Genomic DNA, 24,673 nt, shown 5'->3' with positions numbered 1-24,673 from the left:
CCGGCATCGCCCTTGCCGCCGGAGATGATGGCGCCGGCATGGCCCATGCGCCGTCCGGGGGGAGCGGTGCGCCCGGCCACGAAGCCCACCGTCGGCTTGGCCCGCCCGCGCCTGGCTTCGTCGGCCAGGAACTGCGCCGCATCCTCCTCGGCCGAGCCGCCGATCTCCCCGATCATCACGATCGAATGGGTGTCGGGATCGGCCAGGAACATCTCCAAGACGTCGATGAACTCGGTACCCTTGACCGGGTCGCCGCCAATGCCCACCGCCGTGGTCTGCCCCAGCCCCTCATGGGTGGTCTGGAACACCGCCTCATAGGTCAGCGTGCCCGAGCGCGACACGATGCCCACCGAGCCCTTCTTGAAGATGTTGCCCGGCATGATGCCGATCTTGCATTCGTCCGCCGTCATCACCCCCGGGCAGTTCGGCCCGATCAGGCGCGACTTCGAGCCCGACAGCGCCCGCTTCACCTTGATCATGTCGGTGACCGGAATGCCCTCGGTAATGCACACGATCAGCGGGATTTCCGCGTCGATCGCCTCGCAGATCGCATCCGCCGCCCCCGGCGGCGGCACGTAGATCACGCTGGCATCGGCCTTGGTGACATGGCGTGCCTCGGCCACGGTGTCGAATACCGGCAGGCCCAGATGCTGCGAGCCGCCCTTGCCCGGCGAGGTGCCCCCCACCAGCTGCGTGCCGTATTTGAGCGCCTGCTCGGAATGGAAGGTGCCGTTCTTGCCGGTGAAGCCCTGGCAGATGACGCGCGTTTGCTTGTTGATCAGGATCGACATTACTTGGCTTCCCGCACGGCTTTGACAATCTTCTGGGCGGCATCGTCGAGGTCGTCGGCCGCGATCACGTTCAGGCCGGAATCGCGGATGATCTGCTTGCCGAGTTCGACATTGGTGCCCTCCAGGCGCACCACCAGCGGGATGGTCAGCCCCACTTCCTGCACCGCAGCGATCACGCCCTCGGCGATCACGTCGCAGCGCATGATGCCCCCGAAGATGTTGACCAGGATGCCCTTCACCTGCGGATCGGCCGTGATGATCTTGAAGGCCGCCGTCACCTTCTCCTTGCTGGCCCCGCCGCCGACATCCAGGAAGTTGGCCGGCTCCTCGCCATAGAGCTTGATGATGTCGAGCGTGGCCATGGCCAGGCCCGCCCCGTTCACCATGCAGCCGATCGAGCCGTCGAGCGCGATGTAGTTGAGATCGTAGCGCGAGGCCTCGATCTCCTTGGGATCTTCCTCGCTCTCGTCGCGCAGCGCCACGATGTCGGGATGGCGGTAGAGGGCGTTGGAATCAAAGCCCATCTTGGCATCCAGGCATTTGAGCTGGCCGTCCTTGGTGACGATCAGGGGATTGATCTCAAGGAGCGCCATGTCCTTGGCCACGAAGGCGGTGTAGAGCCTGGTGGTCAGGCTCACCGCCTGCTTGGCCAGGTCGCCCGAGAGCCCGAGCGCCTTGGCCACCGCCAGGCCGTGATGGTTCATCACCCCGGTGGCCGGATCGACCGAGAAGGTCACGATCTTCTCCGGCGTCTCATGGGCCACTTTCTCGATGTCCATGCCGCCCTCGGTGGAGACCACGAAGGCGACCCGGCTGGTCTCGCGGTCGACCAGCACCGAGAGGTAGAACTCCTTTTCGATGTCGGAGCCGTCCTCGACATAGAGGCGGTTGACCTGCTTGCCGGCCGGCCCGGTCTGCACCGTCACCAGCGTGTTGCCCAGCATCTCCTGCGCATGGGCGCGCACGTCCTCGATCGACTTGGCAAGCCGCACCCCGCCCTTGGCGTCGGCAGGCAGTTCCTTGAACTTGCCCTTGCCGCGCCCGCCCGCATGGATCTGCGACTTCACCACGTAAAGCGGACCGGGGAGCTCCTTGGCCCCCTTCACCGCTTCCTCGACCGTCAAGGCCGGGACGCCCTTCGATACGGGCAGGCCGAATTCCTTCAGGACCGCCTTTGCCTGGTATTCATGAATGTTCATGGCCAGTAGCTCCAGATTGGCTAAAGCGTTTCGGGATTTGATGAAATCTCCCCAAATCCCAAAGACGCGTTTTCGTTCGAACGCGCTTGCTCTGGGGGTCAGGCGAGCGAGGGAGCGATGGTCTTGCAGGCGTCGACCAGGGTCTTCACCGCATTGACCGACTTCTCGAAGCCGGCCCGCTCTTCCTTGTCGAGCTGGATCTCGACGATGCGCTCGACGCCGCCGGCGCCCAGAACCACAGGCACGCCGACATAGAGGTCGTTGACGCCATACTGGCCGGTGAGATGCGCGGCGCAGGGCAGCACGCGCTTCTTGTCCCTGAGATAGCTCTCGGCCATCACGATGGCGGAGGCGGCCGGCGCATAGAAGGCCGAGCCGGTCTTCAGGAGGTTGACGATCTCGGCGCCGCCGTCACGGGTGCGCTGCACGATCTCGGCAAGGCGCGCTTCCGTGATCCAGCCCATCTTGATGAGGTCGGGCAGCGGGATGCCGGCCACTGTGGAATAGCGCACGGAGGGAACCATGGTGTCACCATGGCCGCCGAGCACAAAGGCGGTGACGTCTTCCACAGAGACGTTGAACTCGTCGGCCAGGAAGTGGCGGAAGCGCGAGGAGTCGAGCACGCCGGCCATGCCGACGACCTTGTTGGCCGGCAGGCCGCAGGACTTCTGCAGCGCCCAGACCATGGCGTCGAGCGGATTGGTGATGCAGATGACGAAAGCGTCCGGGGCATATTTGGCGATTCCGGCGCCGACCTGCTCCATCACCTTGAGGTTGATGGTGAGGAGATCGTCACGGCTCATGCCGGGCTTACGCGGCACGCCGGCAGTGACGATCACCACATCGGCGCCCTTGATGCCTTCGTAGCTCTGGGTGCCGGCAAGCTTGACGTCGAAGCCGTCGACCGGGGCAGCCTCGGCGATGTCGAGGGCCTTGCCCTGCGGTACGCCTTCCATCACGTCGAAGAGCACGATATCGCCCAGTTCTTTCAGACCGGCCAGAAGAGCCAGCGTGCCACCGATCTGTCCCGCCCCGATAAGAGCGATCTTGCTACGTGCCATAACGTAATGTCCCTGAGATTGTAGCCAAAGGTGAGTTTCGTTCCCCACCTCCGATAGCCCCTTTGGAAGCAGGGTTCAAGCGATAGGCGACCCCAGGTTGAAACGCCTGTCGCCCCGCGCTCTCAAGATGCATAGATCTACAAGATAATCATTTCCAATCAATGACATATCAGATAGGGACACATTCCTCTCCAAACAAGTTTTGGGCCAAAAATTGAGGTTACATATTTCAAATTTTGTAACATGTAACATGGTTCATGAGATTTTCCTCTGAATCAACCGCCTACCCTTCCAGGTAGGCTACTTCCGCTCAGAGGAGGCCATGTCGGCATCGTCCCGGTCTCGGCTTGCCGCCTTTCACTGCCAGGCAATATGCACGGCACCGTGACAGGCGACGCCGGCCGGGCTACAAGGCGGCCACAAATTTGGAGAATCCGATGCGTCCTTCCCGCCGCGCTTTCGATGAGCTGCGTCCCGTTTCGATCGAGCGCAACGTCGCCCGCTATGCCGAAGGCTCCTGCCTGATCAAATTCGGCGAAACCCATGTGCTGTGCACCGCCAGCCTCGAGGACAAGCCCCCGTCCTGGCTGCGCGGCACCGGCAAGGGCTGGGTTACGGCCGAATATGCCATGCTGCCGCGCGCCACGCATGAGCGCACGCGCCGCGAATCCTCCTCCGGCAAGCCATCCGGCCGTACCCAGGAGATCCAGCGCCTGGTCGGACGTTCGCTGCGTGCCGTGGTCGACCTGGTGCGTCTGGGCGAGAAGCAGATCACCATCGATTGCGACGTGCTGCAGGCCGATGGCGGCACCCGTACCGCCTCGATCACCGGCGGCTTCGTGGCCCTGCAGGAATGCGTGAAGTGGATGATGGAGCGCAAGATGCTCACCGTCAGCCCGATCAAGGACCATGTCGCCGCGATTTCCTGCGGCATCTCGAAGGGAACGGCGGTGCTCGACCTCGATTATGTCGAGGATTCGGAAGCGATGACCGATGCCAATTTCGTAATGACGGGCTCGGGCGGCCTCGTCGAGATCCAGGGCACGGCCGAGGGGGCGCCCTTCAGCCAGGAACAGTTCCTGGAGATGCTGACATTAGCCCGCAAGGGTATCGGCGAGTTGGTCGAGTTGCAGAAGCAGGCGGTGGCGTGATGGGCCGCCGCCTCGCCGGCAAGCTGGTGCTTGCCACGCACAACAACGGCAAGCTCTCCGAGTTCAAGGCGTTGATGGCGCCCTATGGCGTGGATGTCGTCTCCGTCGGCCAGCTCGGCCTGCCCGTGCCGGAGGAGACCGGGACGACCTTTGTTGAGAATGCCCGCATCAAGGCGCTCGCCGCCCTCGAAGCCACCGGCCTGCCGGCCATCGCCGACGATTCAGGCCTATGCATCGAGGCCCTGGACGGGGCGCCCGGCGTCTACACGGCGGACTGGTCCGGTCCGACCCGCGACTGGGACATCGCCATGCAGAGGGCCCAGGACGAGTTGCTCGCCGTCGGCGCAACCGAGCCGGCACAACGGCGCGGCAGTTTCGTCTCCGTTCTCAGCGTGGTCTGGCCCGACGGTCATTCCGAGACTTTCGAAGGGCGGGCCGACGGCACCCTGGTCTGGCCGACCCGCGGCGAACACGGGCATGGCTATGACCCGATGTTCCAGCCCGAGGGCTCGGACAAGACCTTCGCCGAGATGACGGAAGCGCAGAAGAACACCGTCTCCCACCGCGCCCGCTCCTTCCAGAAGCTGGCAGAGGCCTGCCTGAAGGATTGACCGCAACATCGGGCGGAATCACCCTTCCGTAAGCGCCTGCCGGAATGCCTCGAAGGCCGGCGACGCCTCGCCTCTGCGCCGGACGAGCAGTGTTTCGATCTGTCCGAGGCGATGGGTCTGTACCTCGCTTCCGCCCGGCAGGAGATCGAGCACGGAACGCGGCATGACGCCGACGGCGTTGCCGGTCGAGACCGCCGCCAGCATGGCATGGTAGGAGGCCAGCTCCTGCACGCGCAGCCTCCTGGCGCCGCGCGCCCAATGCTCGGCTACGGCCCGGTAGGTACAGCCCGGCTCGAGGGCGGCAAGGCTGTCGACCCTGAGGTCGGCAGCCTTGGCAATCGGCGGATGGCCGGGTGGCAGCACGATCAGCAGATCCTCGGTGAAGACACGTTCGCCTTCGAGCCGCCCGGCATCATAGCCGATGTCGATCCCCTCGATGGGTGGCTGGCCGATCAGGGCGCAATCGAGCTCATGCGCGAGCAGCCGGCGGATCAGGCCCTTCGTGCCACCGGTGATCAGTTGCAGCGATACGGCGGGCCAGGCGGCGTGGAATTTCGCCAGCACCGGCGGCAGACGGCTCGCAGCCGTGCTCTCCATCGCCCCCACCCGGAAGGATCCCGCTGGCCCCGACGGCTTCAGCGCGCCGCGGGCTTCATCCGCCAGGGCGATCAGACGATTGGCGTAAGTGAGAAAGACCTCCCCTTCCCGGGTCAGACGCATGCGCTTGCCGTTCCGGCTGAACAGCGCCACGCCCAGTTCCTGCTCAAGCTGCCGGACCCGTGTGGTCACGTTGGAGGGCACCCGCCCCAAACGGTCCGAAGCCCGGGTAACGCTCTGCTCGTCGGCAACGGCAAGGAAGATATCGAGGGAGGATAGATCCAATTTCGTTCTCTTTTTGAGAATAAAAAAACAGTTATCATTTTCAAAAATGAAATGATAGGCCTGTCTCCGGTTTAGTTCTCGCCCCGAGGCGGCGAGGCCAATCAAGGAGAACGGCGATGTGGCCCGATCAGCGCATTCAGGAGCTCTTCGGCATCGAGATCCCCATCATTCAGGCACCCATGGCAGGCCCCTCCCACTATGAAATGGTGATCGAGGTCAGCGAAGCAGGCGGTCTGGGCTCCCTGCCCTGTGCCACGCTGACGCCCGAACAGGTCCGCACCGAACTCGGCCTCATCCGCCAGCAGATCACGAAACCGTTCAGCGTCAACTTCTTCAGCCACACCTCGCCAATGCCCGATCCGACCCGCGAGGCCGGCTGGCGCAAACGGCTCGAACCCTATTACCGCGAGGTGGGTATCGATGCCGCCGCGCCGGTTCCAAGCTCGAACCGGGCTCCCTTCGACGATGAGCTCTGCACCATCGTCGAGGAGTTCAGGCCCCCAATCGTCAGCTTCCATTTCGGCCTGCCCGAAAAAACCCTGCTCGACCGCGTGAGGGCCACGGGTGCCAAGGTCCTCTCCTCCGCCACCACGGTCGACGAGGCACGCTGGCTCGAGGATCATGGCTGTGACGCCATCATCGCCCAGGGTTTCGAAGCGGGCGGCCATCGCGGCGTCTTCCTCACCGACGACATCGCCACCCAGATCGGTACCTTCGCCCTGGTGCCGCAAGTGGTGGATGCCGTGAAGGTACCGGTGATCGCCACCGGTGGCATCACCGATGCCCGCGGCATCGTTGCGGCCTTCGCCCTAGGCGCCGCTGCGGTGCAGATCGGCACTGCCTATATGTTCACGCCACAGGCACGCATGCCTGCCCCGCATGCCGCTGCCCTGCGCAGCCCCGATGCCGACAAGACCGCCCTCACCAATCTGTTCACGGGGCGGCCAGCCCGTGGCATCGTCAATCGCCTGATGCGCGAAATCGGCCCGATATCGGAACTCGCTCCCGCCTTCCCGCTCGCCGGCGGCGCATTGGCGCCGCTGCGGGCCAAAACCGAGCCGCAGGGCTCCGGCGACTTCATGTCGCTATGGTCCGGCCAGGCCGCGCGCCTGGGTCGGGAGGCGTCGTCGGCAGGCGAATTGACGAAACGCTTGGCGGCCGAAGCGCTGGCAAAGCTGGGGAGATGATGGAGCGCGGACTTCCAGTCCGCTCTTCCTTCCCAGCCGTTGCGTCTCCAAGAGCGGGCTGGAAGCCCGCGCTCCAAATCACTCCGCAGCCATCGCCATGGCCGGTGTCAGCCAGAGATCGAGGAAGCCGTGCAGCCATTGCTGCATGCCCGGATCATATTGCCAGCGGCCGGAGAATTGCTGCTCGCGATCCTGCGCGCCGGGCAGCTTGAAGCTCTCCTCGCTTCCGGTCGTCCAGCGGTTCATCATCAGATAGGTGACTTCGGGATGGAACTGCAGGCCATAGGCCGCGCGACCGCAGGCGAAGGCCTGGTTGGCGAAGGTCGACCCGGTGGCGAGCAGCCGCGTGCCGCGCACATGCTCCGAACCTTCATTGTGCCAATGATAGACATGGCTCGGCCAGGACATCAGGGAACGGCCTTCCGCCGTCGGCTCGATCGGCCAATAGCCGATCTCGACCTGGCCGCCCTCATGGCGCGAGACACGGCCGCCAAGATGGCGCGTCAGCATCTGGGCACCGAGGCAGACACCAAGAAAGGGCTTGTTTTCGTTCAGGGGCACGCCGATCCAGTCGATCTCGCGGCGGATCCAGGCCTCCTGGTCGTTCACGCTCATCGGCCCGCCGAAGATCACGGCCCCGGCATGGTCGCGCATGGTCTCTGGCAGAGGATCGTCGAAACGAGGGCGCCTGATATCGAGTTCATAGCCGCGTTCGATCAGAAAGCGCCCGATCCGCCCGGGCGATGAATGTTCCTGATGCAGAACGATGAGGATCTTTCCCGTCACGATTCGGCCTGTGAAACGATTTCGTAACCATGATGTTACGGAAGTCTTAGCGAAAAGTTAAGCATTGGCGGTGCCGGAAGGCACATTAGCTGCACCACTGGTGCCATTTTGCAGCACTTTGCGTGAAGCGGCCGTGAGCAGGTTGAATTCCGCCACCGGCACGCCGTGATCGCTGGCGGTGCGGACATTGCGGGTCATGTCGGTCATATGCGTGTCGACGACATGGTCGTTATAGACCTGCAGATAGCGGAAATCGCCGATCCGGTGCGGATTGCGGTTGTGGAACTCCTGGCTGAACAGGATGTGGTCCAGCACCTGATAATCGCCGAAATGGATATGGGTATAGAGGGTGGTTCCCTTGATGTGCATGGCCTGCTGGTCGGAGGCGGCATAGAGATGCAGGTCCCACAGGCGGCGGTTTTTGCGCTGCCAGTCGCCGGGATCGGCCATCAGCGGCTTCAGGCTCTCGGGCAGCGGCTGCTCGCCGCGGATGAGTTCGGTGGTCACGCTGGTGAGTTCGTCATTGAGATCGCCCAGCACCATCACCGGGCGGGGTTCGGTGCCCCGCCCTGCCATCTCCCGCGACAGCATCACCCTCAGCGCCGCAGCCTCGGCGCCGCGCTGCAGCAGCGCCCGCACTACGGCGAGTGCCCGCACGGCCGGATCGCGCCGGTCCTCATCCTCCAGCACCACCGGCCGGCGCGACTTGAGGTGCACCACATAGACGGTCAGCGGTACGCTGTCGGGCAGCAGCACCTCGGCCCGCAGGACCGGACGCTCGAAGAAGCTGATGCCGACCGGGACGGCCTGCTGGCGCCCGTTCTCGTCGCGCCTGACGGCAAAGCCCTGGCCGAGGCCGGGTGGAAAGGCTGCGATCGATTCGACCTTGAGCACGGGGAGCCGGCTCGCCAGCCCGACCCGCGGCGCATTCAATGCTCCATCCGGGGTCTTGGGTCCGTCGTCATCGGCGAGCGGCGCATTGACGGTTGCCCCCTGAAGACGCGGCGCCTTCCAGACCGCCTCGCGCAGGGCTTCCTCGTGGAATACTTCCTGGAAGCCGGCGAGATCGACCTGGCCGCGTTCGAGCAGCCCGCCGATGAATGCGGTCTTGGCTTCATATTCTTCGGGTGAGTAGGGCGGCTGCTCGTGAAAGCGCACGCCGGGCCTCGCCAGCAACTGGGTGTTGAAGGTGGCGACGCGCAGGACGGAGGAGGACATCGGGCTACCCTTGCGAGAGCTTCAATCTCGCAAGGCTGGGGATTCGTGGCAATCCCCGGGGAGGAGACGCGACGGGCTTCTCTACCCTCCCCTGGAGGGGGAGGGTAAGCAGCGCCTACTCCGCCGGCGCGAGTTCCCTGCGGTTGCGGATCGGCCGCCCCGGCGACAGGGCCTGGGCGGCATGCAGGATGGCATTGGCGTCGAGGCCGTGATGGCGATAGAGCTCCTGGATGCTGCCGGTCTGGCCGAAATGCTCGACGCCGAGCGAAGTCACTCGCTGGCCGCGCACGCTGCCGAGCCAGGCCAGGGTGGCCGGATGGCCGTCCAGCACGGTAACGAGGCCGCAATCGCGCGAGAGGGGGCCGAGCAGGCGCTCGATATGGCTCCTGGCCCCGGCATTGCCGCGCTGGCGGGCGCGTTCGGCGGCCGTCCAGCCGGCATTGAGCCGGTCGGCGGAGGTGATGACCAGCAGGCCGGCATCACGGCGGTCTTCGCTCATCAGGCCGATGGCCTCGATCGCTTCGGGCACCACGGCGCCCATGGCCGCCACCACGATCTCGGCATTGGGGCCGGGCGGGCGCAGCCAATAGGCGCCGTTGACGATGTCGGCCGCCAGCGCCGGCGACATCGTGCGCTGCGGCTGGTCGATGGTGCGGGTCGACAGGCGCAGATAGACCGAGCCGCCGGTCTCGTCGCGCAGCCAGGTTGTCTCGTCACGGTCGCCCTCGCCGTCCCGCTGCATATAGTCGAAGGCAAAGCGCATGATCACGGCGAGTTCGTCGACGAAGGCAGGCTCGAAGGCGGCGAGGCCGTCCTGGGCCAGGCCGATCAGCGGCGTGGCGATCGACTGGTGCGCCCCGCCCTCCGGCGCCAGCGTGATGCCCGAGGGCGTCGCCACCACCATGAAGCGGGCATCCTGGTAGCAGGCATAATTGAGGGCATCGAGGCCGCGCTGGATGAAGGGATCATAGAGCGTGCCGATCGGCAGGAGCCTTTCGCCATTGATGGAATGGGACAGGCCCAGCGCCGAGAGCAGGATGAAAAGGTTCATTTCGGCGATGCCGAGTTCGATATGCTGCCCCCCAGGCGAGAAGTCCCAGGCAAAGGTCGAGGGGATCTTCTCCTTCCTGAAGACGTCGGCCAATTCCTCGCGGGCGAACAGGCCGCGCCGGTTGACCCAGCCGCCGAGATTGGTGGAGACGGTGACATCGGGCGCCGTGGTGACGATGCGCTCGGCGACCGGCAGATCGGTCGCGGCAAGGTCGTTGAGGATGATGCCGAAGCCCTGCTGGGTCGACATCGAGGCGGACGCCCGATAGGGCAGCGTCGCGGGCACCTCGACCTTGGCAGCGGCGAGGCGCCGCCTGCCCTTCTGCACGAAAGGCACCCGGTCGAGCGCCGCCTGCATCGCCTCCGGCGTCAGGTCGAGCCCCTCGAACTTGTCCCATTCATGCCCGGGGCGGATGGCCATGGCCTGCTGCCAGGCCTCCATCTGGGCCGGCGTCATCAGGCCGGCATGGTTGTCCTTGTGGCCCTGGAACGGCAGGCCGAAGCCCTTCACCGTATAGGCGATGAAGCAGGTCGGCCGGTCATGGCGGGCCGCCGCCTCGAAGGCGTCGATGAGGCTGGGCATGTCATGGCCGGCGAGATTGGTCATCAGCGCCGCGAGTTCGGCGTCGGAGCGGGCCTCGATCAACCTGCTGACCTCGCCTTGGTCGCCGATGGCATCGTTGAGGTGGCGACGCCAGACTTTGCCTCCCTCGGCCGCACCACCCTGGTAGCACAGCGCCGCATAGAGCTGGTTGGGGCAGTTGTCGATCCAGTGCCGCAGCACTTCGCCGCCCGGCTCGGCGAAGGCGGCCTCCAGCAGGCGGCCATATTTGAGGATGACGACGTCCCAGCCGAAATTGCGGAAGATCGATTCGAAACGTTGCCACAGGCCCTCGCGCACCACGGCATCGAGCGACTGGCGGTTGTAGTCGACGATCCACCAGACATTGCGCACGCCCTGCTTCCAGCCCTCCAGCAGGGCCTCGAAGATGTTGCCCTCGTCCATCTCGGCATCGCCGACCAGGGAGATCATCCGCCCTTCCGGCCACTCCCCCCAGCCCTTGGCCTTCACATAGTCCTGCACCAGGGCCGAGAACAGCGTCTGGGCCACGCCCAGCCCCACGGAGCCGGTGGAGAAATCGACGTCGTCGACATCCTTGGTGCGGGAGGGATAGCTCTGGGCTCCCTTGAAGCCGCGGAAATTCTGCAGCTTTTCGAGGCTCTGCAGGCCGAAGAGATAGTTGAGCGCATGGAAGACCGGGGAGGCGTGCGGCTTCACCGCGACGCGATCCTGGGGCCTGAGCACCGCGCCATAGAGCGCCGTCATGATCGTCGCCAGCGAGGCCGAAGACGCCTGGTGGCCGCCGATCTTGAGCCCGTCCTCCTTGGCCCGGAGATGATTGGCATTGTGGATCATCCAGGAGGACAGCCACAGGGCCTTGCGTTCGAGGGCAGCGAGAAAGGGGAGACGGGGATCGGCCATGACGGGATTCCAGGTGAACCCGCCTGTTATAGCAAAAGTCACGAGGTGATTTTGGTTGATCTTGAAGGCCGAAACTCATCTCTTTAGAGAGTATCGCCATTCAGGATCGAAAATGCGCATAAATTGCGCAGGATGAGACAATGACTGCGCTTGACGCCATCGACAACAAGATCCTTCGCCTGCTGCAGGAGGATGGCCGCATGACGGTGCAGGCCCTGGCCGAGCAGGTCGGCCTGTCGCATTCGCCCTGCTTGCGCCGCGTGCGGCAGTTGGAGGAAAGCGGCGTCATCCGCGGCTATGTCGCCGTGGTCGAGCAGAAGGAGGTCGGGCTGCCGGTCAGCGTGTTCATCTCGATCAAGCTGGAACGCCAGCGCGAGGAGGACCTCGACCGCTTCGCCGCCGCCATCGCGCCCTGGCCGGAGGTACTGGAATGCTATCTGATGACCGGCACACGCGACTATCTCTTGCGCGTCGTCTGCGCCGACCTCGCCGCCTATGAGCGCTTCATCAAGGAAAAGCTGACCCGCCTCGACGGCCTCGCCTCGATCGAATCGAGCTTCGCCCTGGCGCAGGTGAAATATACGAATGTCCTGCCGATAAGGTGAGGAAAGCCGGAGCGCGGNAGTGGTCTCAAGAGCGGACAGGATGTCCGCGCTTCAACCGCCCTACCGCGTCTTCGCCACCAGCGCCGACACGCCGACCAGCAGCCAGGCCGCCATCGAACTGGTCCCCCCGATGGGCGCCGCCATCGGGAACAGGCGCTGGCCGGTCATGGCGTTCAGCGCGACATCGGCCGAGAACAGGGCCACGGCTGCCGCGAGAAGGAAAGCGGCGGGACGGGCCAGCAGGGCATGAAGCAGGCCGGCACGAAGGGCCGCAACGATGGCGATCAAGGCCGGCGCGTGGGCGAGCACCATGATGGCGGCATAGTTGATGTCGGGCCATCTGCCATGCGCTGCGAGCGCCATCAGGCCGATGCCGACGGCCCCGAACAGGCAGCCCAGCACGGTGAGGAGACGGTCGGCGATCACAGCGACAGGCCGCCGCGCTCGGCCAGGATCTGGGCGATGGTGGCGCGCAGTTCCTCCATGCCGGTACCTTCGCGGCTGGAGGTGACGATCAGTTCCGGAAAGGCCGCCGGCCGGCGCGCGATCTTTTCCTTCGTCTCGGCGATGCGGCGCTCCAATTCGGCCTTCTTCACCTCGTCGGCCTTGGTCAGCACGATCTGGTAGACCACGGCCGACAGGTCCAGCGTCTTCAGGACGGCATCGTCGGTGGTCTTGAGGCCATGCCGGGCATCGATCAGCACGAAGACCCTGGCAAGGTTCACGCGGCCGCGCAGATAGTCATGGATCAGCCGCGTCCAGGCCTTGACCTTGGACTCGCTGACCTTGGCATAGCCATAGCCCGGCATGTCGACCAGGGTCAGCGGCGCGTTCGACGAAAAGAAGATCAGTTCCTGCGTACGCCCCGGCGTGTGCGAGGTGCGGGCCAGGGCGTTGCGGTTGGTCAGGGCGTTGATCAGGCTCGACTTGCCGACGTTGGAGCGCCCGGCGAGGGCGATCTCGACCCCGTCGGGCGGCGGCAAGGCCTCCAGCGTATTGGCGGCGTGGCGGAAATCCCACGTCGAGGCAAAGAGTTTCTTGCCCGCCGCCATGTAGTCGGAGGCGTCAGGCATCAACTTGCCGCCGATGAAGGCTTGCGGCCGAACATCGCCCTGAGATTGTCCCACAATTCGATCTTCACGCCGTTCTTCTTCATGATGAAGGCCTGTTGCAGGATCGAGAGCGTGTTGTTCCAGCAATAATAGATCACCAGACCGGCCGGGAAGGCGGCGAGCATGTAGGTGAAGATCAGCGGCATCCAGCGGAACATGGCAGCCTGGGTCGGATCCGGCGGTGCGGGGTTGAGCTGCATCTGGATGAACATGGTGATGCCCATCACCACCACCCAGAAGCCGACCATCAGGACGGAGGGCGGCGTCCACGGAATCAGGCCGAACAGGTTGAACAAAGTGGTAGGATCGGGCGCCGACAGATCGTGGATCCAGCCATAGAACGGTGCCTGGCGCATTTCGATGGTGACGAACAGCACCTTGTAGAGCGCGAAGAACACCGGGATCTGCAGGAGCATCGGCAGGCAGCCTGACAGCGGGTTGATCTTGTGCTCCTTGTAGAGCGCCATCATCGCCTGCTGCTGCTTCATGCGGTCGTCAGGGAACTCGTCCTTGATCTTCTGCATTTCAGGCTGGAACTTCTTCATGCGCGACATCGACTCATAGGAGCGGTTGGCGAGCGGGAAGAAGAAGGCCTTGAGGATGACGGTGGTGCCGAGAATGGCGAGGCCGAAATTGCCGATGAGATGGAAGAGTATCTCGATCAGGCGGAACAAGGGCTTGGTGATGAACCACAGATAGCCCCAGTCGATCAGATAGGCGATGTTATCCGTCTTCAGCTTCTCGTCGTAATAGGAGAGGGTCGCGACTTCCTTGGCGCCGGAGAACAGATTGGTGCTCACCTCCGCGCTGGCACCCGGCGCAATCGTCACGGTTGGCCGGTCGATCTGAGCGAGGTAAGCCGGCGTACCGCCGACATCCTGGCCGACGAAACGGGCGGTGAAATGGGCGGAAGGGTCGGGAATCAGCGCGTTGGCCCAGTACTTGTCCGTAAAGCCGAGCCATCCCGTGACATCGGCAAAGGGCTCCTGCTTGGCGTCGGGCGCCAGATCCTTGTAGGACAATTCCTTCTGGGAGCCGGAGAAGCGGCCGATCGGCCCCTCATGCAGGACGTAGGTGCCCTGGGTCCCCGGGGTGCCGACGCGCAGAATGTAGGCCTGGGGCGCGATCTCGACCGGCGCCGTGCCCTTGTTCTCGACGCTGTCCTTGACGGTGAACATGAAACCGCCGATCGGCTTGGCGACATTGGCCTGCTGATCCTTGGGCAGGTTCTGGCGAGGCAGGTCGAGCTTGTCGGCCGGCAGCGTCTCTCCGGCGGACGGGAACAGCGAGCCGCTCTGGCTGCGGTCCTCGTCGATCGAAATGGTGCGGTGGAAAATCAGGCCCTGGCCATTGTCCCATTCGAGCTGGACAGGCGTGGCGGTCGACAGAGGCGCCTGCGATTTGGCCGTCCAAACCGTGTTCAGATTGGGCAGATTGAGCTTGGTCTGCGACGTGGAGCCCGGCTTTTCATTCCAGCCGAAACCCGCGAAATAGGGGCCGCGATTTTCCAGGTTGGTCTTGTGGTCGGCCGGCTTTACGGGGGTGCCACGGGGCGAGAAGAGATCGACATTGGGAGAAGCGGGGTCGAGCGTCTCGCGATAGCCACGCAGGGCCACGTCGTCGATCAGGCCACCGACCAGGTTGATCGAACCGATCAGGCGCTGGGCATCGATCTTGACGCGCTGCGTGCTCCCCGCCACCGCTTCCTCGCGGCTCGCGAACTGCTTCTGGCCGCCGACGCCGCCGGGAACACCGGGGGTGGGCGTCGCTGCCGGCTGCTGTTGTTGTGCCTGCTGGGCCTGCTGGACTTGCTGCTGCAGCCGCGCCTCTTCCTGCTGGCGCCGCTGCATGGGCTGGCCGATGAAATATTCCCACACGACGACGACGAGCAGCGTCAGGACGACCGCCAGAACGACGTTCTTGGTGTCAACATTCTTCATCGCACAGCCTCATCGGCCGAACGGCGTGGCTTGCGGGCGCCTTGGCGCTCGCCATGCACACGGCCGAACGCCGTTACCATTTCATCAACGATCGTCGCAAAAGATGCGTCGAGGGCGGAGCGCCGCCCGAGCACGACATAATCATAGCCATCGCGCGCGTGAAGCGCGCCAGACAGCCGCACCGCCTCGCGCAAGCGCCGGCGGATCCGATTGCGCTCGACGGCGCAACCTTCCTTCTTGGTTACGGTAAAGCCGACACGCGGCTCCAGATCCTCAGGCGCCGATGGCTCGGCCTCGACTGCACCGGCGCTTTCGCGGCGGCGTGCCTGCAAGGATAGCGTTGCAGCATGTGCCCTGCGGCCTTCGCGGACGAACAGGAAGTCCCGACGCTTGAGCAGACGCTGCATCGATGAGGGCTCGGAGGCTCTTGAGCAAAAAGCTCGGGCGCAATGATGCGGAATCATTGCGCCAACCCGATCAGGTCAGGCCGACAGGCGCTTGCGGCCGTGGGCGCGACGAGCGGCCAGAACCTTGCGGCCCGCCTTGGTGCCCAGGCGGGCACGGAAGCCATGGCGACGCTTGCGGACAAGCTTGGACGGTTGATAAGTACGTTTCACGGGTCGTTCTCCGCGGTCGCGGCCGGATGCCGATCGAGTTGACTGGGAAAGCGCTCCCCCGAACACCAAAAACGCGCCCCGGCCTTCGCCCTGGGTGCGTCCGGGCCCGATGGGCGACGCCAAATTCGCCGGTGCTTATGGGGGATGGCGTCCGGGAAGTCAATCAGGACTCGCAAGAAGTCGCGGAGAATAAGACGACGGCATGACGAAGCCGGGGATCGATCCCTCCATCGGCGTGACCGTCCCTTTTCCGGACCGGTCGTCCGATCCATATGAATAGCGGCGCGCGCCCTTATGCCAAGCATAGTGGGCCGCACTCCGGAGACGCCAAGGATTTGCCTCGCTCTAGCGATCGCGGTGATGTAGGTGGCCTCGGCCCGGCTCGTGAAATGGATCTGTCCGTGACGGCGGTTCGAGTTCGGCGCGGGATGACTCCATAACCAAAGGTGCAGGAAGTGGCCGACCAGAACGATGACTATGTCTATGACGAGGCGACCGGCGAATGGCGGCCGGCTTCGGAGATGACGGCCATGGCCAAGGCCGATCAGTTCGTGGTGCGCGATGCCGCCGGCAACATCCTTGCCGATGGTGATTCCGTGGTCCTCATCAAGGACCTCAAGGTGAAGGGGGCCAATCAGACCCTGAAGCAGGGCACGGTCATCAAGTCGATCCGACTGACGGACAATGACGAGGAAATCGACTGCCGCCACGATGCCATCAAGGGCCTCGTCCTGCGCACGGAATTCGTGCGCAGGCGTTAGGACCGGCGATCAAGAAGCCCATGCCCTCAGCGGCGCACACCGGCTCTTTTTTCTCTCCAGCGTTTAAGGAAAAGCAATTCGGTATCTGTTATCCGTACATCGAACTCAAGAAGCCGATTGATGAGACCATAAAATCACCGGCTTTGTGTTATATTTGGTTAACATTCTTGAATTCACCACTCTAAGTTCGGCCACTTTAAAAACCCATACTTAAATTACTTTTATAGAATTCGAGGTTCTTGACATGTCCATTCTGGCATTATTGCATCGAATTTTGGATCAGCTTCCGTGTCGCCCCGAGCCTACCGAGGAAGAGGCAGCCCGGCCGGACATTCGTATCGTCTCGATGCCGCGAACGCAGGCAACCCGCGCCCTCGCCGAAGCCCTGCGAGCGGCTCATAGCGACAACACCAAATCCTGATCGCGATTCCACCTGCCGCGGCCGATCACGCAGAAGATAAGGTCCCTCAGGTGCCGCGCGGTTTCGCCCGCGTGGTGGGCATGGCTACGGCCGGGTCCTCCGGCCAGGGATGGCGGGGATAGCGCCCCTTCATCTCCACCCGCACGGCGGCATAGGACCCCCTCCAGAAGCCCGGCAGGTCCTTTGTCACCTGCACGGGCCGATGTGCCGGCGAAAGCAGGTTGATGGTAAGCGGCACCCGGCCGCCGGCGATGCTGGGATGGTTGGCAAGACCGAACAATTCCTGCACGCGGACCGAAATGGCAGGACCGCCCTCCGCCTCGTAGTCTATGGCAAGATGTGAACCGGTCGGCGCCTCGAAAAAGGGCGGCGCTTCGACGTCGAGCCTTTTGCGTTCGTGCCAGGGCAGCAGGCCCGCAAGGCCATTCTCCAGATGCTCTGCCGTGATGCCTGAAAGCCCTCGCACCCCTTCGATAACAGGAGCGAGCCAGGTTTCGGCCGTTTCGGCCAAGGCCCGGTCGGAGAGATCGGGCCAGTCCGGCGAACCGCTGGCCCTGAGGAAGGCGATGCGGTCGCGCAACTGGCGTTGGGCCTTGCTCCACGGCAGCCGGCCGATGCCGCCTTGGGCGAGTCCGCGGGCAAGCATGGCGGCGGCATCGGCGCCAAGGGCCAGCGGCGCCGTGCCCTCCTGCAGCACCAGCCGGCGATAGCGCCTGACAGCGCGCGCCTTGAGACTGGCACTGGCGGCATCATAGCCCACGCTCACGCTTTCGCTGATGCCGGACAGGGCAGCGATCTCCTCGGCGCCGATCGGGGCCGCCAGCAGGATGCGGCTCGAACCGGCGCTGCCGGCGATCTCGGCAACGGCGAGCATCGGTTCACGGGCGAGCCGGTCATGCGGTTCCAGGCGCGCGGCGCGCCCATTCTCCATGGTGAAGCTGCCGGGCTGGCCACGCGCCACGGCGACGCGGTCGGGATAGGCCAAGGCGAGAATCGCACCGGCCCGGGCCGGATCGCCGTCGCCGCCCAGGTCCCGACTGCCCTTGCCGCCTCCGGCTTCCTTGCCGGCCGTCCTGGCCCAATTTCCGGCCAGGCGGCGCATGTCCTGCGCCCGCCCGCCGCGGTCACGCCGAAAGCGCTCGATGCGCTCGACGAGGTCGGTACCGTCGCCGCCGAGGCCTCGCTCCGACAGGATGGCAGCGATATCGGCGGCCAGCATGGCCTCGCCGGCGGGCACTGCAGCCACGATCATGCGGGCCAGCCGCGGCGGCAGCGCCAGGCTGGAGAGATGGCGCCCCATGTCGGTGAGCCGGCCATCGGCATCGAGTGCCTCGATTGCCGTCAACAGCGTCCTTGCTTCCTTGAGCGCCGGCGCAGGCGGCGGATCGAGCCAGGCGAGAGCCAGGGGGTCGCCGACGCCCCAGGCGGCGCAATCGAGCAGCAACGGGCTGAGATCGGCCGCCAGGATCTCCGGCTTGGCGAAAGCCTCGAAAGCGCCTGTGGCTGCTTCCTCCCACAACCGGTAGCAGGCACCGGGTTCGGTACGCCCGGCGCGCCCGCGCCGCTGGTCGGCGCTCGCGCGCGACACCCTGACGGTTTCGAGCCGGGTCAGGCCGAGATCCGGCTCATAGCGCGGCACGCGGGCGAGGCCTGCATCGATGACCACGCGCACGCCCTCGATGGTGAGGCTGGTCTCGGCGATCGAGGTTGACAGCACCACCTTTCGACGCCCCGGCGGCGCCGGTGCTACGGCGCGGTCCTGGTCGCGCGCTTCCATGGCGCCGAACAGGGGAGCGATGTCGACGCCGTCCCCGAGATTGCGCTCGGCCAGAAGTCGGGCCGTGCGGATGATCTCGCTTTGGCCGGGCAGGAAGACCAGCATCGAGCCGGTCTCCGCCCGCAAGGCCCGCATCACCGCATCGGCAACCGCGTCATCCAGCCGCTGGCGCGGATCGCGGCCGAGATAGTGCGTGGCCACAGGAAAGGCACGGCCCGCGCTCTCGATCACCGGCGCATCGCCCAGAAGCGCGGCGACGCGCGCACCGTCTATCGTCGCCGACATCGGCAGGATGCGCAGGTCCTCGCGCAGGCCCGCCTGGGCATCGAGCGCGAAGGCCAGACCCTGGTCGGCATCGAGCGAGCGCTCGTGGAACTCGTCGAACAGCACGGCTGCCACGCCGTCGAGCGAGGGGTCGTCCAGAATCATGCGGGCAAACACGCCTTCGGTGACCACCTCGATGCGGGTCCTGGCCGATATGCGCGATTCCAGGCGCACGCGCAGGCCCACGGTGGCGCCGACCGGCTCGCCCAGCGTGGCGGCCATGCGGGCGGCGGCGGCACGGGCGGCGAGGCGGCGAGGCTCCAGCACGATGATCTTGCCCCCTTTCGTCCAGGCCTCGTCGATGAGGGCCAGGGGCACGCGCGTGGTCTTGCCGGCGCCGGGCGGCGCAACGAGGACGGCATTGGAACCCGCCTGCAGGGCTTGCCTGAGGGCTGGCAGGGCATCGTCGATGGGCAGGGGCTGGTCGAACACGCGCATCGCGCCGATGTGACGCATCCAGGGAGCAAGTGCAATGGCGGACCCGGCCTGCAACTCCGGCAATCATCGCGCTCTCTCTCCTGGAAGGAGGTGGTGAGGGGTGAGGGACTACGTCCAATGTGGCATTGCAGCGTGCAGGCCGCGGGACGATTTTAACCATAGTGTGACTTTTTCGTCATCGACGCCTCGCCTGCCTTCGGCCATAGCTAGCTCTCGACGATTGAGGACGAGGCGATGGAACGGCGCGCCTATGAAGCTCCGCTCGACCCCGCACTCGCGGTGTCGGGCCTCCTGACCCGGCTGGGCTTGTTCCTGCTGGTGATTTTCGCGCCTTTTTTTGCCATGTTCTCGCGCCATGCCGTGGCGATCATCGTGCCGATCGCCACCGCCCTGCTGATCCTGGCCGCGGCGCTCGACAATCGTCTGCCGACGGCGCTGCGCCGCCTGCAAGGCGCGCTGACCTCACCCCGTACCCTGGCGCTGCTCGCCTTGCTGGTCTGGGCCGCCATCAGCATCTGGTGGACGCCCCGCCCCGCTTCGGCCGCGGGCCGGCTGCCGGGGATATTGGGTATCGTGCTCCTGTTTGCCGTCACGATTTCCTGCCTGAAGCCGCGGGTGCGCTTCAGCGATGCCAACCTCATCCCGATCGGCGTCGCCATCGCCAGCGTGACCCTGATCCTCGAATACCTGCCGGGGTCGCCGCTGCAGGGGCTTGGCGAGACCGGGACCGAGGATGCCGAAAGCACGCGCGCGGCCATGCTCATGACCCTGCTCGCCTGGCCGGCGGTGGGCGCAGTCCTGGCCCGCGGCCGGAGCTGGCAGGCCCTGCTGATCTGTCTGGTGATGATCCTGGCGCTCTGGCTGGTGCATGATCTGGTGATCTTCGCCGCCTTCATCGCTGGCATCGTGGTGATGACCCTGGCCCTCTGGCGCCGGCGGGCCGCCGCTCTGGCCGTGGCCATCTCGGCCCTGGTTCTCCTGGTGCTTGCACCGCTGGCAGGCTGGATGATGGCGCGCTGGGGCGGCTTCCTGCTGCCGGCCGAGGGTGATCACCTGGTGGCGCTCTGGCGCGACGTGACCTACGCCCTCCCCAATCATCTCTTAGCCGGCTTCGGATACGATTCGAGTTCCTCGCTGACCCGCGGCGTCGGTGGCCAGCTCCTGGCCTCGCCTCACAATGCCGCGTTGCAGATCTGGCTGGAGCTCGGCCTCGTCGGCGTGGCGCTTGCGGCGCTTGCCCTCTGGCTGACGCTGATGGGCATGAACCGCGACGACGATCGTTCGGCGCCTGCCGCCCTCGCCGTCTCGGCCTCGGCTTTGGTGATGATGTTTGCAGGCCTCGCCGCCTGGCAGCCCTGGTGGCTGATGGCGTTGGGCCTCACCAGCGTCTCGCTTGCCTTCCTGGCCCGGCTGGGTGCGCGCCGGCGCGATTGAGGGCAGAACCACCCCTCCCGATCACCGCCGGCGTGCCACGCCCTTCAGATTGGCGAGCGCGGCTGCCAGGGTCTCGTCCCGCTTGGCGAAGCAGAAGCGAACCACCGTCATTACCGCATCCTGGGCATAGAAAGCCGAGACCGGAATGGCGGCGACCTTGTGCTCGACGACCAGGCGCTGGCAGAAGCTGACATCGTCCTCCTCGATACCGCTAGCAGGCAGGTCGATGTTGAGGAAGTAGCTCGCCTCGCTCGGCAGGGTGGCGAAGCCGAGCTCGGCCAGCCCCGCCGCGAAGAGGTCGCGCGAGCGCTGCAGGTCCGCCCGCATGCCGGTGAAATAGCTCCCCTCCTTGCCGAGGCCATAGGCGACGGCAGCCTGCAGATTGGGCGGGGTGGTGAAGGTGAAGAACTGGTGCGCCTTGGCGATCACCTTGAGGATCGGCGCGGCGGCCATGACGAAGCCGACCTTCCAACCGGTGAGCGAGAAGATCTTGCCGGCCGAGCCGATCTTCACCGTGCGCTCGCGCATGCCGGGAAAGCCGATCAGCGGCCGGTGGGTGCGACCGTCGAACAGCACATGCTCCCAGACCTCGTCGCAGACGGCGATGGCGTTGTAATGGACGCAATATTCCGCCAGCAGGGCCAGATCTTCGTCGCGGAAGGCAATGGCGGCCGGATTGAGCGGGTTGTTGAATAGAACGACCTTGGTGCGCGCGGAAAAAGCCGCGTCGAGCGCATCCCGTGTCAGGCGCCAATGCGGGGGCTGCAGCGTGACGAAGCGCGGTACCCCGCCAGCCCGGCGCACCAGCGGCAAATAGGCATCGTACATCGGCTGGAACAACACCACCTCGTCTCCCGGCTCGATCAGCGCCATCAGCGCATCGGCGATCGCCTCGGTGGCGCCGGATGTGACCATCACTTCGCTGTCGGGATCGAGCGCCACGCCCTGGAAACGGGCATAATGCTCGGCGACGGCACGGCGCAGCTCGGGCAGGCCGAGCATGGGCGGATACTGGTTCCAGCCCGTCATCACGGCGTCGGCCGCCTTCTCGCGCACATCGAGCGGGCCGGCATCATCCGGAAAGCCCTGGCCGAGATTGACGGCATCATGCTCGCGGGCAAGCCGCGACATCGTCTCGAAGATGGTGGTGGAAAGGCCGGCGAAGATGCTGTTCATACTCGATCGATAGACGAGTTGGGTAAAGGGATAAAGGGGCCTCTCGCCCTCCCAAATGCGGTTCGCTCAGGGGAGAGCACTCCGGTTTGTCATAGCCGGGCTTGACCCGGCTATCGAGGAGCCATGGGCGCAAGGCGCCGCATTGCCGGGTCGAGCCCGGCAATGCCAAAGATCGTGCAAATCTGGACGCCGCTCAAGCGAACCGCATCGCTCTCGCCTCTCTGCCCTTTGCCTTTTGCGTGCGACCTCCTAGATAGAGGACATGTCTGGAGCAAAAACGCGTCCAAGTGCGAATGCTTGTTTGCTCTAACTTTTTGGTTCGACGCGTCTTTGCGATTCTTGGCGATCCCGCCAAATCGCGAAACGCTTCAGTGAGGTTCCCATGACGTTCGCCCCTTCCGCCAGTCCTGACAGCGGTCCCCGCTCTCCCTTCCATGCCACCACCATCCTGATGGTCCGCAAGGGCGGGCGCGTGGTGATCGGCGGCGATGGGCAGGTCAGCCTCGGCCAGACCGTGATCAAGGGCAATGCCCGCAAGGTTCGCCGGCTTGGCAAGGGCGACGTCATCGCCGGCTTCGCCGGCGCCACGGCCGATGCCTTCACGCTGTTCGAGCGGCTGGAAGCCAAGCTCGAGCAATACCCCACCCAGCTGACGCGGGCCTGCGTCGAACTCGCCAAGGACTGGCGCACCGACCGCTATCTGCGGCGGCTTGAGGCGATGATGCTGGTGGCCGACAAGTCGGCCGGGCTGGTGCTGACGGGCACCGGCGACGTGCTGGAGCCCGAAGGCGGCGTGATGGCGATCGGCTCGGGCGGCAATTATGCCCTGGCCGCTGCCAGGGCGCTGGTTGACACCGACTATGATGCCGAGGCGATCGTCAAGAAGGCGATGAACATCGCGGCGGATATCTGCGTCTATACCAACCATAATCTGGTAATCGAAAGCATCGATCTCTGATAAGAGGGCGAGAGTCACCACAGGCAGAAAGCCGCCCGCGCATGCTCTCCTTCCGGATCAGCCTTCCCATCGTCTTCGCCGCCTTCGCCCTCGCGGGCTGCGCGGCGGAGAAGCAACCCGAATTTCCGACCACCAATCCGCTCGAAAAGGCCTGCCAGGCCGAGGGGGTGAAGGCGGGCACGGCGATGACGGACTGCATGCGGCGCAAGGCCTCCCAGGGCATTGCCGGCGATACCTGCAGCCGCAGGGGCGTCAGGCCCGGCTCGCCGCAGCGCGAGCGCTGCGTCAAGCTCGAGGCCGAATACAGCCAGGCGAGTTCGGAATGCCAGGCGCAGGGCCTGGGCACTTTCGGACCCGAAGAGGTCGCCAAGTTCAAGGCCTGCATCAGCGGCAAGGCGCCGGAAGCGGCTGCCTACAAATTCGCCCAGGACAAATAGCAGGGAATCCCGGTCCTGAACCGGAGGCGGCATGAAGGGTAGATTCGATCTCAGCGCCTATGACAGCGCGACACAATTGCTGATGCATCTGGTGGTGCTGCTGGCATGCCTCGTCGCCAGCGCGCTGATCTGCTTCGGCCTCGTCGCGGTGAGCGCGCCCTTCGTGCTGCTGCAATGGATCGGCTTCTTCACCCTTGCCAAATTCGTCTATTTCGTCGTCGCCTATGTGCTGTTCGGCGGATCTTTCATCGACCCGCTCGAACAGATGTATGAGGACCGGCGCAACCGGCGCTGAGACGGCGTGGCCACCGCCTGGTCGATCGCAGGGAAAAGCGGTCGCGATGCGAACCGGTTACTCCTTCACCGCCCCCGTCATCGACGACACGTAATAGTCGACGAAGAAGGAATAGAGGATCACCACCGGCAGGGAGCCGAACAGCGCCCCCGCCATGAGGGATCCCCATTCGAAGATGTCGCCGCGCACCAGTTCGGTCAGCACACCCACCGGCACGGTCTTGTTCTCCGACGACTGGATGAAGGTCAGTGCGTAGATGAACTCGTTCCACGACAGGGTGAAGGCGAAGATGCCGGCCGAGATCAGGCCCGGCACCGCCAGCGGCAGGATGACCCTGACCAGGATCTGCCAGCGCGAGGCTCCATCCACCAGCGCGCTTTCCTCCAGCTCGTAGGGAATCGAGCGGAAATAGCCCATCAGCAGCCAGGTGCAGAAGGGGATCAGGAAGGTCGGATAGGTGACGATCAGAGCGAGCTTGGTATCGTAGATGCCGAGCTTGAAGACGATGAAGGCGAGCGGGATGAACAGGATCGAGGGCGGCACCAGATAGGCCAGGAAGATCAGGAGGCCGACGATCCGCGATCCCCTGAAGCGGATGCGCTCGATCGCATAGGCGGCGAGGACGGAAGCGACAAGCGCTAGCGCCGTCGCGCCCACCGAGACATAGATCGTGTTGAGCAGCCAGCCTGGATAGGACGTTTCGAACAGGAGATAGCGGATATGTTCGAGGGTGGGGCCCACCACCCAGAACGGGCTGTAATTGGCATAGTCGGTCAGTTGGTCGTTGGGCTTCACCGTGGTGATCGCCATCCAGTAGAACGGGAACAGCAGCACGATGACGAAGACCAGCAGCGGCAGGTAGACGGTTACCACCCGCCGGGGCAGGCTGGAGAGATAGCCCATGCCCTCGACGTGATCGGCGAGCGGAGCGGTAGCCTGGTTCGAGCTCATCGTCATGC

General features: G+C 64.9%; 25 protein-coding genes. 10 read left to right on the top strand and 15 right to left on the bottom strand.

What is annotated here, in order from left to right:
• From sucD to mdh, 3 genes are all read right to left on the bottom strand, one after another.
• On the bottom strand, positions 1 to 791 hold a 791-nt coding region (gene sucD / locus ACTJKX_RS16885), incomplete at its 3' end, for a succinate--CoA ligase subunit alpha (protein ID WP_440725944.1).
• Positions 791 to 1,990: an ADP-forming succinate--CoA ligase subunit beta gene (gene sucC / locus ACTJKX_RS16880; protein ID WP_440725943.1), complete on the bottom strand. Its 1,200-nt coding sequence runs from the start codon at positions 1,988 to 1,990 to the stop codon at positions 791 to 793. The genes sucC and sucD, both read right to left, overlap by 1 nt.
• A gap of 98 nt (positions 1,991 to 2,088) precedes the next feature.
• Positions 2,089 to 3,051, bottom strand: a complete 963-nt coding sequence (mdh, locus tag ACTJKX_RS16875; RefSeq protein ID WP_311944190.1) for a malate dehydrogenase — start codon at positions 3,049 to 3,051, stop codon at positions 2,089 to 2,091.
• A gap of 437 nt (positions 3,052 to 3,488) precedes the next feature.
• Here mdh and rph point away from each other — a divergent pair, with 437 nt between their 5' ends.
• Both rph and rdgB read left to right on the top strand, forming a co-directional pair.
• Entirely contained in the window at positions 3,489 to 4,202 is a 714-nt protein-coding gene (rph, locus tag ACTJKX_RS16870; RefSeq protein WP_311944187.1) for a ribonuclease PH, read from the top strand.
• Positions 4,202 to 4,813, top strand: a complete 612-nt coding sequence (rdgB, locus tag ACTJKX_RS16865; RefSeq protein WP_367626821.1) for an RdgB/HAM1 family non-canonical purine NTP pyrophosphatase — start codon at positions 4,202 to 4,204, stop codon at positions 4,811 to 4,813. Before rph ends, rdgB begins: the two co-directional genes overlap by 1 nt.
• 18 nt (positions 4,814 to 4,831) lie before the next feature.
• On the opposite strand, the gene ACTJKX_RS16860 is transcribed toward rdgB, so the two are convergent.
• Entirely contained in the window at positions 4,832 to 5,695 is an 864-nt protein-coding gene (locus ACTJKX_RS16860) for a LysR substrate-binding domain-containing protein (protein ID WP_394314972.1), read from the bottom strand.
• Positions 5,696 to 5,811: 116 nt separating this feature from the next.
• On the opposite strand from ACTJKX_RS16860, the gene ACTJKX_RS16855 reads away from it, so the two are divergent.
• Positions 5,812 to 6,882 (top strand): NAD(P)H-dependent flavin oxidoreductase, encoded by a 1,071-nt coding sequence (locus tag ACTJKX_RS16855; protein WP_394314973.1) that lies wholly within the window; start codon positions 5,812 to 5,814, stop codon positions 6,880 to 6,882.
• Positions 6,883 to 6,960: 78 nt separating this feature from the next.
• Here the strand turns inward: ACTJKX_RS16855 and ACTJKX_RS16850 are convergent, their stop codons facing one another.
• From ACTJKX_RS16850 to ACTJKX_RS16840, 3 genes are all read right to left on the bottom strand, one after another.
• Positions 6,961 to 7,668 carry a glutamine amidotransferase gene (locus ACTJKX_RS16850; protein WP_440725942.1) on the bottom strand — a complete coding sequence of 236 codons (708 nt, stop codon included), beginning with the start codon at positions 7,666 to 7,668 and terminating at the stop codon, positions 6,961 to 6,963.
• 57 nt (positions 7,669 to 7,725) lie between these two features.
• Complete coding sequence (locus ACTJKX_RS16845; protein WP_440725941.1) at positions 7,726 to 8,886, bottom strand: endonuclease/exonuclease/phosphatase family protein; 1,161 nt, start codon at positions 8,884 to 8,886, stop codon at positions 7,726 to 7,728.
• 115 nt (positions 8,887 to 9,001) lie between these two features.
• Positions 9,002 to 11,419 carry a transketolase gene (locus ACTJKX_RS16840; protein WP_440725940.1) on the bottom strand — a complete coding sequence of 806 codons (2,418 nt, stop codon included), beginning with the start codon at positions 11,417 to 11,419 and terminating at the stop codon, positions 9,002 to 9,004.
• Positions 11,420 to 11,559: 140 nt separating this feature from the next.
• Here ACTJKX_RS16840 and ACTJKX_RS16835 point away from each other — a divergent pair, with 140 nt between their 5' ends.
• Positions 11,560 to 12,024 (top strand): Lrp/AsnC family transcriptional regulator, encoded by a 465-nt coding sequence (locus ACTJKX_RS16835; protein WP_149253666.1) that lies wholly within the window; start codon positions 11,560 to 11,562, stop codon positions 12,022 to 12,024.
• A gap of 60 nt (positions 12,025 to 12,084) precedes the next feature.
• Here ACTJKX_RS16835 and ACTJKX_RS16830 read toward each other — a convergent pair whose 3' ends face one another.
• The 5 genes from ACTJKX_RS16830 to rpmH form a co-directional block, all read right to left on the bottom strand.
• Positions 12,085 to 12,450: a DUF423 domain-containing protein gene (locus tag ACTJKX_RS16830; protein ID WP_311944176.1), complete on the bottom strand. Its 366-nt coding sequence runs from the start codon at positions 12,448 to 12,450 to the stop codon at positions 12,085 to 12,087.
• The gene (gene yihA / locus ACTJKX_RS16825) at positions 12,447 to 13,097 is read right to left on the bottom strand and encodes a ribosome biogenesis GTP-binding protein YihA/YsxC (protein WP_367626816.1); all 651 of its coding nucleotides are present in this window, start codon (positions 13,095 to 13,097) and stop codon (positions 12,447 to 12,449) included. Before yihA ends, ACTJKX_RS16830 begins: the two co-directional genes overlap by 4 nt.
• Complete coding sequence (yidC, locus tag ACTJKX_RS16820) at positions 13,097 to 15,076, bottom strand: membrane protein insertase YidC (RefSeq protein WP_311944173.1); 1,980 nt, start codon at positions 15,074 to 15,076, stop codon at positions 13,097 to 13,099. Before yidC ends, yihA begins: the two co-directional genes overlap by 1 nt.
• The gene (rnpA, locus tag ACTJKX_RS16815) at positions 15,073 to 15,483 is read right to left on the bottom strand and encodes a ribonuclease P protein component (protein ID WP_311944171.1); all 411 of its coding nucleotides are present in this window, start codon (positions 15,481 to 15,483) and stop codon (positions 15,073 to 15,075) included. Before rnpA ends, yidC begins: the two co-directional genes overlap by 4 nt.
• Before the next feature lie 75 nt (positions 15,484 to 15,558).
• On the bottom strand, positions 15,559 to 15,693 hold the full coding sequence (gene rpmH / locus ACTJKX_RS16810; protein WP_082980037.1) for a 50S ribosomal protein L34: 135 nt from the start codon (positions 15,691 to 15,693) through the stop codon (positions 15,559 to 15,561).
• A gap of 455 nt (positions 15,694 to 16,148) precedes the next feature.
• Here rpmH and ACTJKX_RS16805 point away from each other — a divergent pair, with 455 nt between their 5' ends.
• Together ACTJKX_RS16805 and ACTJKX_RS16800 are read left to right on the top strand one after the other, a co-directional pair.
• The gene (locus tag ACTJKX_RS16805; RefSeq protein WP_440725939.1) at positions 16,149 to 16,454 is read left to right on the top strand and encodes a zinc ribbon domain-containing protein YjdM; all 306 of its coding nucleotides are present in this window, start codon (positions 16,149 to 16,151) and stop codon (positions 16,452 to 16,454) included.
• Between the two features lie 244 nt (positions 16,455 to 16,698).
• Positions 16,699 to 16,875 (top strand): hypothetical protein, encoded by a 177-nt coding sequence (locus tag ACTJKX_RS16800; protein WP_394314981.1) that lies wholly within the window; start codon positions 16,699 to 16,701, stop codon positions 16,873 to 16,875.
• A 46-nt stretch (positions 16,876 to 16,921) separates the two neighbouring features.
• On the opposite strand, the gene hrpB is transcribed toward ACTJKX_RS16800, so the two are convergent.
• On the bottom strand, positions 16,922 to 19,414 hold the full coding sequence (gene hrpB / locus ACTJKX_RS16795; protein WP_440725950.1) for an ATP-dependent helicase HrpB: 2,493 nt from the start codon (positions 19,412 to 19,414) through the stop codon (positions 16,922 to 16,924).
• A 234-nt stretch (positions 19,415 to 19,648) separates the two neighbouring features.
• Between hrpB and ACTJKX_RS16790 the strand changes: the two genes are divergently transcribed.
• A complete protein-coding gene (locus tag ACTJKX_RS16790) occupies positions 19,649 to 20,848 on the top strand; it encodes a hypothetical protein (protein ID WP_440725938.1) in 1,200 nt (399 codons plus the stop codon).
• Positions 20,849 to 20,869: 21 nt separating this feature from the next.
• Here the strand turns inward: ACTJKX_RS16790 and ACTJKX_RS16785 are convergent, their stop codons facing one another.
• Complete coding sequence (locus ACTJKX_RS16785; protein WP_440725937.1) at positions 20,870 to 22,024, bottom strand: aminotransferase; 1,155 nt, start codon at positions 22,022 to 22,024, stop codon at positions 20,870 to 20,872.
• A 382-nt stretch (positions 22,025 to 22,406) separates the two neighbouring features.
• Between ACTJKX_RS16785 and hslV the strand changes: the two genes are divergently transcribed.
• The 3 genes from hslV to ACTJKX_RS16770 are packed head-to-tail and all read left to right on the top strand — an operon-like array spanning position 22,407 to position 23,714.
• Positions 22,407 to 22,982 carry an ATP-dependent protease subunit HslV gene (hslV, locus tag ACTJKX_RS16780; protein WP_394314983.1) on the top strand — a complete coding sequence of 192 codons (576 nt, stop codon included), beginning with the start codon at positions 22,407 to 22,409 and terminating at the stop codon, positions 22,980 to 22,982.
• 41 nt (positions 22,983 to 23,023) lie between these two features.
• Positions 23,024 to 23,419: a hypothetical protein gene (locus ACTJKX_RS16775; RefSeq protein ID WP_311944161.1), complete on the top strand. Its 396-nt coding sequence runs from the start codon at positions 23,024 to 23,026 to the stop codon at positions 23,417 to 23,419.
• A 31-nt stretch (positions 23,420 to 23,450) separates the two neighbouring features.
• On the top strand, positions 23,451 to 23,714 hold the full coding sequence (locus tag ACTJKX_RS16770; protein ID WP_311944159.1) for a hypothetical protein: 264 nt from the start codon (positions 23,451 to 23,453) through the stop codon (positions 23,712 to 23,714).
• A gap of 57 nt (positions 23,715 to 23,771) precedes the next feature.
• On the opposite strand, the gene ACTJKX_RS16765 is transcribed toward ACTJKX_RS16770, so the two are convergent.
• Complete coding sequence (locus ACTJKX_RS16765) at positions 23,772 to 24,671, bottom strand: carbohydrate ABC transporter permease (RefSeq protein WP_068294510.1); 900 nt, start codon at positions 24,669 to 24,671, stop codon at positions 23,772 to 23,774.
• Positions 24,672 to 24,673 lie beyond the last annotated feature (2 nt).

It is taken from the genome of Labrys sp. 22185 (assembly GCF_052045555.1).
GTDB lineage: Bacteria > Pseudomonadota > Alphaproteobacteria > Rhizobiales > Labraceae > Labrys > Labrys neptuniae.
This window is presented reverse-complemented; position numbering and strand designations above follow the sequence as displayed.

Bases quoted from the DNA above. Each gene is read 5' to 3' on its own strand.
- sucC (WP_440725943.1), bottom strand. From the start codon at position 1,990: ATGAACATTCATGAATACCAGGCAAAGGCGGTCCTGAAGGAATTCGGC.
- mdh (WP_311944190.1), bottom strand. From the start codon at position 3,051: ATGGCACGTAGCAAGATCGCTCTTATCGGGGCGGGACAGATCGGTGGC.
- rph (WP_311944187.1), top strand. From the start codon at position 3,489: ATGCGTCCTTCCCGCCGCGCTTTCGATGAGCTGCGTCCCGTTTCGATC.
- rdgB (WP_367626821.1), top strand. From the start codon at position 4,202: ATGGGCCGCCGCCTCGCCGGCAAGCTGGTGCTTGCCACGCACAACAAC.
- ACTJKX_RS16855 (WP_394314973.1), top strand. From the start codon at position 5,812: ATGTGGCCCGATCAGCGCATTCAGGAGCTCTTCGGCATCGAGATCCCC.
- ACTJKX_RS16845 (WP_440725941.1), bottom strand. From the start codon at position 8,886: ATGTCCTCCTCCGTCCTGCGCGTCGCCACCTTCAACACCCAGTTGCTG.
- ACTJKX_RS16840 (WP_440725940.1), bottom strand. From the start codon at position 11,419: ATGGCCGATCCCCGTCTCCCCTTTCTCGCTGCCCTCGAACGCAAGGCC.
- ACTJKX_RS16835 (WP_149253666.1), top strand. From the start codon at position 11,560: ATGACTGCGCTTGACGCCATCGACAACAAGATCCTTCGCCTGCTGCAG.
- yihA (WP_367626816.1), bottom strand. From the start codon at position 13,097: ATGCCTGACGCCTCCGACTACATGGCGGCGGGCAAGAAACTCTTTGCC.
- yidC (WP_311944173.1), bottom strand. From the start codon at position 15,076: ATGAAGAATGTTGACACCAAGAACGTCGTTCTGGCGGTCGTCCTGACG.
- rnpA (WP_311944171.1), bottom strand. From the start codon at position 15,483: ATGCAGCGTCTGCTCAAGCGTCGGGACTTCCTGTTCGTCCGCGAAGGC.
- ACTJKX_RS16800 (WP_394314981.1), top strand. From the start codon at position 16,699: ATGTCCATTCTGGCATTATTGCATCGAATTTTGGATCAGCTTCCGTGT.
- hrpB (WP_440725950.1), bottom strand. From the start codon at position 19,414: ATGCGCGTGTTCGACCAGCCCCTGCCCATCGACGATGCCCTGCCAGCC.
- ACTJKX_RS16790 (WP_440725938.1), top strand. From the start codon at position 19,649: ATGGAACGGCGCGCCTATGAAGCTCCGCTCGACCCCGCACTCGCGGTG.
- ACTJKX_RS16785 (WP_440725937.1), bottom strand. From the start codon at position 22,024: ATGAACAGCATCTTCGCCGGCCTTTCCACCACCATCTTCGAGACGATG.
- hslV (WP_394314983.1), top strand. From the start codon at position 22,407: ATGACGTTCGCCCCTTCCGCCAGTCCTGACAGCGGTCCCCGCTCTCCC.
- ACTJKX_RS16775 (WP_311944161.1), top strand. From the start codon at position 23,024: ATGCTCTCCTTCCGGATCAGCCTTCCCATCGTCTTCGCCGCCTTCGCC.
- ACTJKX_RS16770 (WP_311944159.1), top strand. From the start codon at position 23,451: ATGAAGGGTAGATTCGATCTCAGCGCCTATGACAGCGCGACACAATTG.
- ACTJKX_RS16765 (WP_068294510.1), bottom strand. From the start codon at position 24,671: ATGACGATGAGCTCGAACCAGGCTACCGCTCCGCTCGCCGATCACGTC.